Source organism: Marinobacter xiaoshiensis (assembly GCF_031631795.1).
In the GTDB taxonomy this organism is placed as follows: Bacteria; Pseudomonadota; Gammaproteobacteria; order Pseudomonadales; family Oleiphilaceae; genus Marinobacter; species Marinobacter xiaoshiensis.
On sequence record NZ_JAVMBO010000003.1, the window covers coordinates 652593 to 665804 of the forward strand.

At 51.9% G+C, this 13212-nt stretch carries 11 protein-coding genes; 8 read left to right on the forward strand and 3 right to left on the reverse strand.

The window, feature by feature from the left end; translation table 11 throughout:
• Positions 1 to 41 precede the first annotated feature (41 nt).
• Positions 42 to 218 (reverse strand): hypothetical protein, encoded by a 177-nt coding sequence (locus RKA07_RS02880; RefSeq protein ID WP_310965506.1) that lies wholly within the window; start codon positions 216 to 218, stop codon positions 42 to 44.
• Between the two features lie 421 nt (positions 219 to 639).
• Here RKA07_RS02880 and trxA point away from each other — a divergent pair, with 421 nt between their 5' ends.
• The 4 genes from trxA (at position 640) to RKA07_RS02900 (ending at position 6516) form a co-directional block, all read left to right on the forward strand.
• Positions 640 to 963, forward strand: coding sequence for a thioredoxin TrxA (gene trxA, locus RKA07_RS02885; RefSeq protein WP_310965507.1), 324 nt, complete (start codon positions 640 to 642; stop codon positions 961 to 963).
• Positions 964 to 1026: 63 nt separating this feature from the next.
• Positions 1027 to 1953, forward strand: a complete 927-nt coding sequence (locus RKA07_RS02890; RefSeq protein WP_310965508.1) for a LysR family transcriptional regulator — start codon at positions 1027 to 1029, stop codon at positions 1951 to 1953.
• 239 nt (positions 1954 to 2192) lie between these two features.
• Complete coding sequence (locus RKA07_RS02895; protein ID WP_310965509.1) at positions 2193 to 3344, forward strand: efflux RND transporter periplasmic adaptor subunit; 1152 nt, start codon at positions 2193 to 2195, stop codon at positions 3342 to 3344.
• 10 nt (positions 3345 to 3354) lie between these two features.
• Positions 3355 to 6516 carry an efflux RND transporter permease subunit gene (locus RKA07_RS02900; RefSeq protein WP_100639309.1) on the forward strand — a complete coding sequence of 1054 codons (3162 nt, stop codon included), beginning with the start codon at positions 3355 to 3357 and terminating at the stop codon, positions 6514 to 6516.
• A gap of 131 nt (positions 6517 to 6647) precedes the next feature.
• Here RKA07_RS02900 and RKA07_RS02905 read toward each other — a convergent pair whose 3' ends face one another.
• The gene (locus tag RKA07_RS02905; RefSeq protein WP_100638812.1) at positions 6648 to 7274 is read right to left on the reverse strand and encodes a glutathione S-transferase family protein; all 627 of its coding nucleotides are present in this window, start codon (positions 7272 to 7274) and stop codon (positions 6648 to 6650) included.
• A gap of 252 nt (positions 7275 to 7526) precedes the next feature.
• Between RKA07_RS02905 and RKA07_RS02910 the strand changes: the two genes are divergently transcribed.
• Together RKA07_RS02910 and RKA07_RS02915 are read left to right on the forward strand one after the other, a co-directional pair.
• The gene (locus tag RKA07_RS02910) at positions 7527 to 8123 is read left to right on the forward strand and encodes a TetR/AcrR family transcriptional regulator (protein ID WP_100638811.1); all 597 of its coding nucleotides are present in this window, start codon (positions 7527 to 7529) and stop codon (positions 8121 to 8123) included.
• A 68-nt stretch (positions 8124 to 8191) separates the two neighbouring features.
• Entirely contained in the window at positions 8192 to 9205 is a 1014-nt protein-coding gene (locus RKA07_RS02915; RefSeq protein WP_100638810.1) for a zinc-dependent alcohol dehydrogenase family protein, read from the forward strand.
• Positions 9206 to 9218: 13 nt separating this feature from the next.
• On the opposite strand, the gene RKA07_RS02920 is transcribed toward RKA07_RS02915, so the two are convergent.
• Positions 9219 to 10130 carry a LysR family transcriptional regulator gene (locus tag RKA07_RS02920; protein WP_100638809.1) on the reverse strand — a complete coding sequence of 304 codons (912 nt, stop codon included), beginning with the start codon at positions 10128 to 10130 and terminating at the stop codon, positions 9219 to 9221.
• A 159-nt stretch (positions 10131 to 10289) separates the two neighbouring features.
• Here RKA07_RS02920 and RKA07_RS02925 point away from each other — a divergent pair, with 159 nt between their 5' ends.
• Both RKA07_RS02925 and RKA07_RS02930 read left to right on the forward strand, forming a co-directional pair.
• Complete coding sequence (locus RKA07_RS02925; protein WP_208006355.1) at positions 10290 to 11792, forward strand: aldehyde dehydrogenase family protein; 1503 nt, start codon at positions 10290 to 10292, stop codon at positions 11790 to 11792.
• Between the two features lie 56 nt (positions 11793 to 11848).
• Positions 11849 to 13015 (forward strand): alkene reductase, encoded by a 1167-nt coding sequence (locus tag RKA07_RS02930; protein WP_208006354.1) that lies wholly within the window; start codon positions 11849 to 11851, stop codon positions 13013 to 13015.
• The last annotated feature ends 197 nt before the right edge of the window (positions 13016 to 13212 follow it).

The following is a 13212-nucleotide window of genomic DNA, read 5'->3' on the forward strand; positions in this document are numbered from 1 at the left end:
CACCGTCCTTGGTGCCTCGCAAAAAATCAAACGCTTCTTATTTAACGATGCCTTTCAGTGTGTATTTCACCTCGAATCACAGTTTGGCCGCTGTATGGAGCCGGTTCGGCTGGCTCTACTCTTGCCTCGTCTGATTTCCGGTCTGCCAGAGATGCCTGTACAGGCAGGGCTGTGATTGCCACAAGGGATGCAATAGTGAGCAGGGCAGTCTTGCGCATGATTCTCTTCTCCGATCTTTACATGAATAAATGTTCATCCCGATGTCATAAATGACTCGAGACCAGATGGAGGGAAGTATGCGGTTGGGGAGTCTGAGTGAATAATTCGGAATCAGTATGCGATATATCACCTGAGGTTATGTCAGGTGCGTGCAATCTCTACTGATAACGACAGCTTCCCCCCGACCCAAACAGACAAGGACTATATCGCAGGGCTGGCGATAACCTTCTCGTTGGTTCGGAAGCCTTTATTGACAATGCACTCTCCGCCCTCATTCGAAGTATTGATTGAAGCGATCGTTCATTAGAAATTGCGCCGGTATCATGCAGGCGAATACAACTTATACGTTCGTGAAATTGGTTTCCCCGGTAAGTTGGTCACATAGTAGAGCGATGTTATGACATTACTGGAGGATTTAAGATGACTGATATCATTCATGTAACTGACGCTAGTTTTGACGAAGCCGTCTTAAAGAGCGATCAGGCGGTATTGGTTGATTTCTGGGCACCTTGGTGTGGCCCCTGTAAAACCGTCGCCCCACTTCTTGAAGAAATTGCTGACGAGTTTGATGGGCAGTTGACCGTTGCCAAAGTAAACGTTGATGATAGCCCGGAAATTACCGCGAAACTGGGAATCCGGGGCATTCCGACGTTGGCACTCTTTCAAGATGGTGGTGTTATTGCCCAGCAAACAGGGGCGAGCAGTCTGAGTCAGCTTCGCACGTTCGTGAAAGGCCATCTGTAACGGTGATAGAAGCGAGCCCCAACCGGCTAGCGAGCGGTAGCACATCTACTCAGGTATGTTTTGATGAAAACTCAAGAGCTCCAACTGCTCTACATTTTTGATGCCATAATGACAGAGCGCTCGGTTACCCGGGCAGCCGAGCGGCTGGCCATGACCCAGCCTGCTGTGTCAAATGCGATTTCCAGAATGCGCCATATCTGGAACGACCCGGTTTTTGTGCGTAAAGGTAGAAATATTGAGCCCACATCATATGCATTGAGCCTCTGGGATCAAGTCGGTGGGCCTATGTTTGCATTAACGAACGCCGTTAGCGCCACTCAGTTTGACCCCGGCACGTCGAAAAGAAAATTTCGTCTGGCGGTAACGGACATGATTGTCGAGATGATCTGGCGCCCGCTAATCAAGTTGCTGGAGGAAGAAGCGCCGGGCGTTGATGTTCATGCCGTCCCATATACCCCCGACGGCACCCATGAGAATTTGCGTGAAGCCAATGTTGATCTTGCCGTCGGTATGCTGAACCAGCATGATCACAGTCTTCGCAGTACCTGGCTATTCCAGGGAGGCTATGTACTGGCTATGCGTGAAGATCACCCGCTCGCGGGGAAAAAAATCACTATGGAGGAGTTTCTCGAAGCGCGCCACCTTTTGGTGACCATGTCTGGGGATGCGCACGGCTTCGTAGACAGCTATCTCGACCAGAAAGGTCTGAGTAGACGGATTGCTACAACGGTCAACCACTTTTCAATCGTTCCCCAGGTCCTCAGGGAAGCGAATCTGATTGCAGCCGTGCCTGAACTCATCAGCCAGGATTGTGGCTTTGTAAACGGCTTATGGATGGGTGAGTTGCCATTTGAGGTCGATCCCACAAGCCTCTATCTGATTTGGCACGCACGTCATGATCGTGATCCTGGCGTGATTTGGATGAGGGGGCACATCGAGCGGCTCCTTCAACAGCGTTGGCACGAAATCATGGCATCCCCGAAGTGCTGATGTCCTCGGCGTCTATCAACTGGCCGTACTTCATGGCCGGTTGATGAGGCCTCTCCCTTCTAACGAAGCAATTATCACTCAAGGTGATAACTTGAATATCGGCTAGTAATTATTACTTCCCCCTCCCTCTCAACATAATCCCCGCACATTATTGGGTCGCCACAGGCTGACGCGTCATCGTTAGTTCGGTTGGTCCCATAGCCTCGCCTATCGAAAGTAAAGACAAAAGGAATGAGTCAATGAATTTAAGGCTATCTACGGTGCTGGTTTTAGCGGGTTTTATTCTGTCTGGCTGTGAGAGTGCCAGCTCAAGCCAAGATACGCTGGGTGAACCACAGCCACCTTCCGTCGAAGTTGTCACTGCTGTTCAGACGTTGGTTAAACCTCAAAAAACGTACACCACCCGTATTGAGGCCACAGAAAACGTGATCTTACGCCCCCGCATTTTCGGCGTTATTGATCGAGTTCTTTTTGTTGAGGGAGAGGAGGTCGCTAAAGGCGATGTACTTTTTCAATTGGATGGTCGTCAGCTGGAAGCTAGGGTAAGCCAGCTCCAGTCTGAACTCGCGCGCGCAAAGGCTGCGCTTGGTCAGGCCGAAAACGAATCACGGCGGGCATCTCGCTTGCTGGTTCGCAAAGCCATCTCGGAGGAGCTGGCGGAGGTCAGAGAGTCCGAGCGTCAGCAGGCACGAGCAATCGTTTCATCCATACGGGCGCAGCTCAGGGAAGCTGAGTTAAATTTCAGCTATACCATCATCCGGTCGCCCATAGATGGGGTTGTCTCACGCGCCAATATTACGGCCGGCAATACGGTTTCTGCCAACCAGAGTGTTCTCACAAGTATCACATCGAATCAGGACAGGTATGCGTATTTCGATATGGATGAGCGTACGTGGTACCGGTTTTTTAGTGTTCGGGAACGCGCGCTGGGTTCTGTTGTTCGGCTTCAATTGACAGGGGAGGGTAGCTTCCCGCACGTCGGCCAGATCGATTTTGTAGACAACTCAATCAATATAGATACCGGAACGATTCGTCTCAGGGCGTTGATAGCAGGCTCTGGAGAGGCGCTTGTGCCGGGTGCTTTTGCGCGGCTTCAGGTCTCTATAGCTGAGGCAGAGCAGAAAATTGTTGTTCCTGATCGTGCAGTAGCGACCGATCTGAACAGTCGTTTCGTGCTGACCGTGAGCGACAGCGGCGAAACACGGTACACGCCGGTGAAAACAGGCGAGCGTTTGGGCGCTCTTCGGGTGATAGAACAAGGGCTTTCGCCAGGGGATACCTTGGTTGCAAACGGTGTCGCCAAAGTGGGCCCTGATATGACCATCACCCCGGTATTGCTGGACGAGGCTCAGTTGCAGGCTACAGCACAGCACTCAAGCGTTGGATCGTGAGGTCATCATTATGAAATTTCCCCACTTTTTTATTGATCGCCCGATATTCGCAAGCATGCTGTCGTTGATCATTTTGATCGGCGGCGGGCTGTCTCTTTTCCTGCTACCCATCAGCGAATACCCGGAGGTGGTTCCGCCAACCGTAGTTGTTACGACCAATTATCCAGGCGCAAACCCTAAAGTTATTTCTGAAACCGTAGCCTCGCCCCTGGAAGAAGAGATTAATGGCGTGGAAAACATGCTGTACATGTCTTCACAGGCAACCGCGGATGGCCGTATGACGCTGACAGTAACGTTTGCGCTCGGTACCGATTTGGATAAGGCGCAAGTACAAGTCCAGAACCGCGTTAGCAGCACGCTGCCCCGTTTGCCGGAGGAGGTACAGCGGCTAGGTGTGGTGACGGAAAAGTCATCACCGAACCTTTCGATGGTGGTTCACATTTATTCGCCCGACGACGATCGTGACACAACCTACCTGGCGAACTTTACAGAGTTGAACCTAAAGGATCAGATTGCCCGGCTAGACGGAGTAGGTGACGTAAGGGTGTTCGGCGGCGGAGAGTACGCGGTGCGGCTTTGGCTGCGCCCTGATGAATTGGCAGCACGCGGCTTAACGGCACCTGATGTAGTGGCGGCCGTGCGTGCGCAGAACCGACAGGTAGCTGCGGGGCAACTGGGCGCCGAACCGGCGCCGGATGATAGCCAGTTTCAGTTGCTGCTGAATATTCGGGGGCGGCTGACGTCTTTGGAAGAATTCCGGGATATTGTGCTGAAGGTGGGTGACAACGGTGCCATTAGCCGCTTGTCGGATGTTGCCCGGGTTGAGCTCGGCCAGAACACTTACGCACTTCAGGCGATGCTTGATGGTAGGCCAGCGGTTGCAATGCCTATCTTCCAGCGTCCGGGCTCGAACGCTATTGAGCTGTCTGACAGTGTGCGCGCAACCATGGAGCGTTTGTCTAAGACGTTTCCCAAGGGCATTGCCTATGAGATAGCGTACGACCCGACCGTGTTTGTCAGGGGCTCGATTGACGCGGTCATTACCACATTAATGGAAGCGATTCTTCTGGTTGTGGTTGTGGTGGTGCTTTTCCTCCAATCCTGGAGGGCATCCATCATTCCTCTGGTGACCGTGCCGGTGTCGTTAGTGGGTACCTTTGCGGTCATGCAGTGGTTTGGTGTTTCCATCAATACCTTGTCGCTGTTTGGGTTGGTCCTGGCGATAGGCATCGTCGTGGATGATGCGATTGTCGTGGTCGAAAACGTTGAGCGGAACATTGCCAAAGGACTGTCGCCGAAGGAGGCCACAAAGGTGGCGATGACCGAGGTGACAGGCCCGATTATCGCCATAGGCTTGGTGCTCTGCGCGGTGTTCATTCCGACAGCGTTTATTACCGGGCTGTCGGGGCAGTTCTACAAGCAGTTTGCTCTGACGATTACTATTTCGACTGTTATCTCTGCGCTTAATTCGCTCACATTGTCACCGGCGTTATCCGCGCTTCTGCTTAAGTCCCATGAAGACGCTCCGGACCGTCTGACCAAGGGGATTAACTGGTTGTTCGGGCGTTTTATCTTCGTACCGTTTAACCGTTTCTTTGAGCGAACCGGGCAGGCTTATGAAGCTTTGATCAAAAAGTTGATCCGATACACGGTGTTGGTGGGCGTGCTTTATGTGGGGTTGACGGCGGTATCCGGTCATTTGTTCAACATTGTGCCGGGCGGATTCATTCCTCAGCAAGACAAGCAGTATCTGGTTGCGGTAGCACAACTACCGGACGCCTCGAGTCTGAATCGCACTACCGCGGTAGTGAGCGAGATGGAAAGGATTGCTTTGGAAACTGAGGGTGTCGCTAACACCATCGCGTTCCCGGGTTTGTCCATCAACGGTTTCACCAACAGCTCGAATAGCGGAATAGTCTTCTTGCCGCTGGATGCCTTCAGTGAGCGTCAAACGGCTAAACTGAGTGCCGGCGCAATTGCCGGGAAACTGAATGCGGCTTTTGCGGGCATTGATGAGGGCTTCGTCGCTGTTTTCCCGCCACCACCCATTCTCGGTCTCGGCACCACGGGTGGCTTCAAACTGCAGATTGAAGATAGAGCGAATAAGGGCTTTGAAGCGTTATTCGCCGCGCTTGAAAGTAGTTTGAATGAGGCGCGGAAGCACCCTGCGCTGATGGGATTGTATTCAAGTTTTAGAGTGCAAGTGCCTCAGTTTGATCTTGAGGTTGATCGTGAGCAAGCGATGCTGCTGGGGATTCCGGTTGAGTCATTGTTCGATACGCTGCAGGTCTATCTTGGATCGGTCTATGTGAATGATGTGAACTTGTTCGGCAGTACCTATCAGGTTATTGCCCAGGCAGAAGCCGAGAAACGTTTAGACCCCGAGCATATATTGAACTTGAAGGTGCGTAATCGGCAGGGGCAGATGATTCCGTTGTCTGCTGTTATGACTGTAAACGCCACGACAGGGCCTGATCGGGTAATGCGCTACAATGGCTATCCGACGGCTGAATTAAACGGTTCACCTGCCCCCGGATATAGTTCTGACCAAGCGCAGACTGCCATTGAGGATGTGTTGGCGCGAAGCCTGCCTGAGGGTATAGCGTTCGAGTGGACGGACGTGACGTATCAGCAAGTATTGGCAGGTAACACGATGGTGTACGTATTCCCGCTGGTGATTCTTTTGGTATTCATCGTGTTGGCAGCCCAGTACGAAAGTTTGAGATTGCCTTTCGCCATCATTTTGATTGTGCCGATGACGTTGCTCTCTGCACTTGCTGGAGTTTGGTTGGTGTCGGGTGACAATAATATCTTTACGCAGGTTGGCCTGATCGTTCTTGTTGGTTTGGCAAGTAAAAACGCAATACTTATGGTGGAGTTTGCTAGAGATCTGAATCTTCAGGGGAAAAGGCATTATGAGGCAATTGTGGAGGCGTGTCGTTTGCGGTTACGGCCCATTTTGATGACGTCAATTGCCTTCACTGCCGGTGTGGTTCCACTTGTTTTGAGCACGGGCGCCGGAGCAGAGATGCGTCACGCCATGGGTATTGCAGTGTTTTCCGGAATGATTGGTGTGACGGTTTTCGGGCTGCTCTTTACGCCGGTATTTTATGCCGTTATTCAGCGAGCGAAGGTCCCTGCCGTGGATGACTATCCGGAGACGGTGAATTAATAAAGCACTGGGAATAATGTCGGTAAGGCTGACTGCAGGGTTATCCTGAATAACGAGGAAGGCGTTGATTGAGGTGTTTAATGGATCTGCCATTCACACTAAACACCTCAATCGAGCCTACAGGTTTTATACTAGTCGGCTAAACGGTAGGTGCCACCTCTTGTTAAGGCAGATTGGTATGCTGGGCGGGCTTGGAGCCGCTTGATCCAAGCTGTCAGGTTAGGACGTTGGTGTAATAGGCCAAACGAGCCTGCAATCTCCCCAACAAAGCTCATCTGGATATCTGCGGCACTGAACAGTTCGTCTAGCAGAAAGGTTTTACCCTCCAGCGAAGCCTCTACAAAACCCAAATGATTATTGAGTTCACTGTTTATGCGCGGCTGCAGAGCTGCACCTCCATCTCCCAGAGGATCAACATAAACCTTTAACAGCAGAGGAAGCATTGCCGATCCCTCAGCGTAGTGAAGCCACTGCACATATTGCTCATACGCCCGGCTTTCAGGAGTAGGGTGCAGGAGGTCTCCAGCATACTTTCTGATGAGATAATCAATAATTGCCCCGGATTCATGGATGATGAAACTGCCGTCTTCAATGACCGGCGACTTACCCAGTGGGTGAATGCGCAACAGCTCTGGTGGCGCCAGATGTGTAACCGAATCACGCTCATAGCGTTTAATGTCGTACTCAAGGCCCAGTTCTTCGAGCAACCAGAGAATACGCTGTGAGCGCGAATCGTTTAAGTGATGAACGAGGATCATATGTATAACTCCGGAAGATTTGTGCGAGATGAGTGAAGAGGCGGTTTTGCCGGGTGGCTACCCACTCAAACGTGAGATTATTACTATCTCACATCATATACGACCGGTCTAATCATAATGCATCGCCGTCTTGCGATATGGCAGCCAAGCGTAATAAAAGCAGCTGGTCGAGTGTTTGTTTTCCATAGGTCTCCGCGCACAACCAGAGTCTCTCGTCTAGACAATTGGTCTAGTCCGGCTTAGAATCTGTTTATGGAATCAAAAGCTAATGTTCACGATGTACGTAGTCATATCCTGGAAACCGGCCAGTGTATTATCAGTGGCAAAGGGTTCAGTGCTGTCGGATTGAGTGAAATTCTGCAGACTGCTGGTGTGCCCAAAGGGTCTTTTTATCATTATTTTGGGTCCAAAGAAGCCTTTGGTGAGGAGTTACTCAAGAGCTATTTTTCGGACTACCAAGTCTCTCTTGAGGCACTACTCTCGCGCCCGGGCTTGTCCGGAGCAGAGCGATTGATCGGTTATTGGAAAGTTTGGCTGGAAACTCAGTCGGCCTGCGACCCGAAAGGTAAGTGTTTGGCAGTAAAACTTGCAGCCGAAGTTAGCGACTTATCCGAAACCATGCGCATTGTGTTGCAACAGGGAACGGACCGAGTTATCGCAAGACTTGCCCGGGCAGTTGAGGACGGCATTGCTGATGGCTCGTTACCTGCTCACCTGGATGCAAAAACGACAGCGTCAACTCTCTATCAATTATGGTTGGGTGCAAGCCTGCGAGCGAAAATCACACGCAACCGTGAGCCCTTGGAGTCTGCGTTTGAGGCAACACAAGGGTTGCTGGGGTTGAATTAAGAGCTAGCCGGAAAAAATTTAATCTAACTATAGACGACCGGTCTATTTATGAAAATAGAGGAATCCTTATGAGAGCGGTTATTCTTCGGGCCCCGGGTGGGCTGAATCAATTGGAGCTGAGTGATCTGCCCGACCCTGGCCAACCCGGACCGGGACAAATACGTGTGGCAATACATGCAACCTCCCTGAATTTCCACGATTTACTGGTCGCTAATGGCAGTATCCCAACCGCCGATGGGCGGATTCTGATGTCCGACGGTGCGGGAGTGGTCGAGGCTGTTGGTGAAGGCGTGACTGAATTCGCTGTTGGCGAAAGCGTTGTGTCTGGGTTTTTCCCTCAATGGCAGGACGGTCGGGCATTTGATGATGTAGGCAATTTCCGGGGAACTCCAGGTGATGGAATAGACGGCTACGCAACTGAGTATGTGGTGCGGCCAGCACACTATTTTACCCATGCACCTGCGTGCTGGGGGCATTCCGAAGCGGCAACGATCACCACAGCGGGCCTCACAGCGTGGCGGGCGTTAGTGGTTGAGGGCGGAATCAAGGCAGGGGATAGCGTGCTGTTGCTCGGCACCGGGGGCGTATCCATTGCGGCCTTGCAGATTGCCAGAGCCATGGGGGCGCGAGTCATTATTACCTCGTCTTCTGACAAGAAGCTTGAACGGGCTCGGGCCCTTGGTGCAACCGATGTTATTAACTATCGGACAAGTCCGAATTGGGGTGCCGAGGTGCTCGCATTAACCAAAGGGCGGGGTGTTGATCATGTTGTTGAGGTTGGTGGGCCCGGAACGCTTGGGCAGTCATTGCAGGCTGTTCGCGTCGGTGGAAATGTAGCATTGATTGGCGTATTGACAGGGCGCGGTGGCGAGGTGCCCACTTCGTTGTTGATGGCGAAGCAGGCTCGCCTGCAAGGGTTGGTGGTTGGCAGTCGCCGCCAGCAGCAGGAATACGTTGCAGCACTGGAACAGAATAATCTTCGCCCCGTGATCGACTGCAGCTACCCTCTGGAACGTTTGTCAGACGCGTTCAAATTCCAGGAAAGCGGCAGTCACTTTGGCAAAATCGTTGTTGAGTGGTAACCGTCGGGCGCCCCTATTGGTTAGCGCTCTGTTGCGCCGGGAATTCCTGTTGGAGAAGTGAAAGTATCCACTTGTGCAGCGGGTCCTGGCTTGAGCGAGGGTGCCATGCGGCAATGACATCGAAGCAGGGCGGTGAATCATCAAGCTGGATCGGACGAACAAGTGGGTTCGGAAGAATGCGTGAGGGCAAGAAAGCTATGCAGTCAGTTGAGGCGATACAGGCCGGCGCAGCGGCGAAGCTCGGTACCGACATAACAATGTTTCGGCTGTAGCCCTTGCTTGCAAACCAGTCATCCGCTGAACCGATCAGGTTTGCTCTTGTCGGGGAGACAATAATCTGGGGCAAATCGGCAATGTCACCAATGGTGAATTGCCGGCTTTGCATCGGAGAATCACTCCTTGTTACGCAGATGTGGTGTTCGGAGAACAACCATTTCGTTTGACAACCATCGGGGACGAACGCAGGAAAAGTTAATGCAAGATCGAGGTCTCCCGATGTCAGAAGCGGATACAGTCGATCGCTTTCAAAGTCCCTGATGATCAGTTTTAACCCCGGAGCTTGGGCTCTTACCTTCGCCATCAATCTTGGCAATATAACCGCTACAGCATAATCCGTCGCAGATATCACAAAGGTCGTATGCACTTCGGCAGGGTCAAACCTGTCGGGTGGTGATAGTGCCGCAAGACTCTCGAACACTGCATTCACTCTTGGCTCAAGCTGTTCAGCCAGCGGCGTGGGAATGAGGCCCTGTGCGGAGCGCAGGAACAAGTGATCTTGAAACGTATCCCTAAGCTTGCTCAGTTGAGCACTTACAGCTTGCTGGGTGAGGCCCATCTGGGCGGCGGCACGTGTCACGTTTCGCTCTTTTAAGAGTGCTTTAAAAACCCTTAGCTGTTTTAAGTCGATCCGACTAATACCATTCATATTTGTAGTTGTAACCAATAATTACTGTTTCTGCTTGTAAGTATGCCACCGTAAGATCGCTTTTGTCATGACTCGATACCAGGTGAACGCGCGAGCTCGAATGCGGGTTTGCTATGGATTGTGTCCACAACGATGTTTCGACAAAGGTAGGAGCAGAGAATGAGTCATAGTTTAACGAAAGAAAACGTTCAGGAATTTATCAAGCCGAACTATAGCATGCTGATTGGCGGTCAATGGGTGGAAAGCCGGTCTGGCAGGACGGTCCAAACGGTTAGCCCAGCAACAGGAGCAGTTCTCTCTAATCTGCAGTTAGCAAATAGTGAAGACGTGGATTTGGCAGTAAAGGCCGCACGTGAGGCTTTTCCCCGCTGGAGCGGCACTTCCCCTGTGGAGCGTCAGCGCGCGTTGCTCTCGATAGCTGATTTACTTGAGGCTCGAGCACAAGAGTTTGCGTACTTGGAAACTCTGGATAATGGCAAGCCGTTGCGGGAATCCAGTCAAATCGATATTCCGCTGGCCGTTGACCATTTTCGTTATTTCGCAGGTGTTATTCGTTCTCATAGCGACGAGGCCGCACAACTTGATAACCAGACTCTGAGTATAGTGTTGAGCGAGCCTGTTGGCGTTGTTGGACAGGTTATTCCTTGGAATTTCCCTCTTTTGATGGCTGCGTGGAAGTTGGCTCCGGCCCTGGCAGCTGGCAACACGATTGTTATTAAGCCATCAGAGATGACCTCAATTACTCTGCTTACTTTGGGGGAAATCCTTAACGAAGTTTTACCCCAAGGAACCGTCAACATCGTAACTGGCAACGGCCCGGAAGCCGGGCAAGCACTGCTTGATCATCCGGGGGTTGATAAGTTGGCCTTTACCGGGTCTACAGCGGTTGGATACCGCGTAGCTAAGGCCGCGGCTGAAAAGCTGATACCGGCGACTTTAGAGCTGGGTGGGAAATCAGCCAACATTGTGTTTCCTGATGCAAATATCGAGAAGGCTTTGGAAGGGGCTGTCACATCGATTCTTCTCAATCAGGGGGAAGTGTGTGAGTCCGGCGCTCGACTGTTCGTCCATCGGTCTATCTTCGACGAATTTGTTAATGCGCTTAAGGAGCGGTTTGAGGGGATAAAAGTTGGAGATCCATTGGATCTTAACACCCAAATGGGAAGCCAGGTCAGCCAGCAACAGATGGAAAGGATCCTCGGCTATATCGATCTGGCTACCCAGGAAGGCGCACGGATTGTTACTGGGGGGGAGCGACTGGTTGGTGCGAATCTGGAACGTGGTTGCTTTATCTCTCCGACGATTATCGTTGATGCCAGCAACAAAATGCGGGTGGCACAAGAGGAAATTTTCGGTCCTGTCTTGGTGGTTATGTCGTTCGAAGATGATGACGAGGTGATTGAGCTGGCCAATGAGTCTGAGTACGGCTTGGCAGGCGCAGTTTGGACGCAGGATATCAATCGCGCTCTCAACATTGCTCGCGCTATCAAAACAGGACGGGTATGGGTGAATACCTATCACGAACTGCCTGCACATGCGCCTTTTGGTGGATACAAAAAATCCGGTATTGGTCGGGAGACCCACAAAATGGTGCTGGATAGTTACACCGAGAAGAAAAATATCATTATCAGCCTGAATGAGTCCGGTCCGGGCCTCTTTTAATGCAACGGAGCACTGCTTGCTCCGGTATGAAAACTTTATTTAAAGGAAATAGCGTTATGAATGTAAGTCCTCTTTTTGAGCCCTTGAGTCTGGGTTCGCTTGAACTGAAAAACCGTATTGTCCTGCCACCTCTCACGCGCTCAAGAAGCTCTCAGCCAGGAAATATTCCGAACGAACTGATGGCTGACTACTATGCGCAGCGGGCTTCAGCTGGCTTTATGGTCACAGAAGGCACGCAGATAGAGCCTAGAGGTCAGGGTTACGCGTGGACGCCAGGAATTTTCACGGCAGAACAGATTGAAGGTTGGAGAAAAGTAACCGATGCGGTTCATCGGGAAGGTGGCAAGATCTTTTGTCAGTTGTGGCATGTAGGGCGAGTTTCTCACCGTTCTCTTCAGCCAGACGGGCAGGCGCCGGTGGCGCCCTCCGCCATTCGTGCTGAAGGTGTGAAAGTGTTCGTAGAAACAGCGCCCGGGGAAGGTGCGCTAGCTGATCCCGATGAGCCTCGAGCACTTACAACCGAGGAAGTTCAGCAGCTTGTAAAGCTATACGCTCGCGCCGCTCGTAATGCCATTGATGCCGGGTTTGATGGCGTAGAAATACACAGCGCGAATGGCTACCTGGTGAATCAGTTCATTTCAGAGCATACCAACCACCGGACCGATCAATACGGCGGCAGTTTGCGGAACCGGTTGCGTTTCCTGGAGGAAGTTGTGGCCGCAATCTCAGAGGAGGTGGGGGCCGAGCGCCTGGGAGTGAGATTTGCTCCCTTGTTTGAGAGCACGGAAGAGGAGCGCGTCTATCTTGGGCTGGTTGAATCGGACCCTCACGAAACCTATCTGGAGGCCGCAAGGGTGTTGGATCGGATGGGTGTTGCCTACATTTCAATTGCTGAGGCCGATTGGGATGATGCGCCAAGACTGCCGGAAAGCTTCTGCAGTGCACTCAGGGAATCCTTTAGTGGCATTTTGATTTATGCGGGCCGCTACACTCCGGAAAAAGCACTTCGTATGCTTGATGCAGGATACGGCGACCTTTTCGCTTTTGGAAAGCCGTTTATTGCCAACCCGGATTTGCCGTATCGGATACGGCAAGGGCTGCCCTGGAACGAGGTTGATCCCACAACCATGTACGGTGGAACTGACAAGGGATATATCGATTATCCCACCTACGACTCGCAGGCTGCCTCGGAGCCCAGAACACCAGAGAGGGTGACAGGCTAAGGAGCTGCTGGATGAGAGGAGCCTCCTTGATAGGGGGCTCACTTTTAGTATTTCGGGAACATTATCCCGGCTGCGCGATAACTTTGGTCTTTTCGCTGGACCCCATCATTCATAGTGATATCGCGAATATCGCTACAGAATTATTCAGGCTCTCAATTCCTCGCAATAATTTCTGCTCGGAGTCATCGAGATGACGG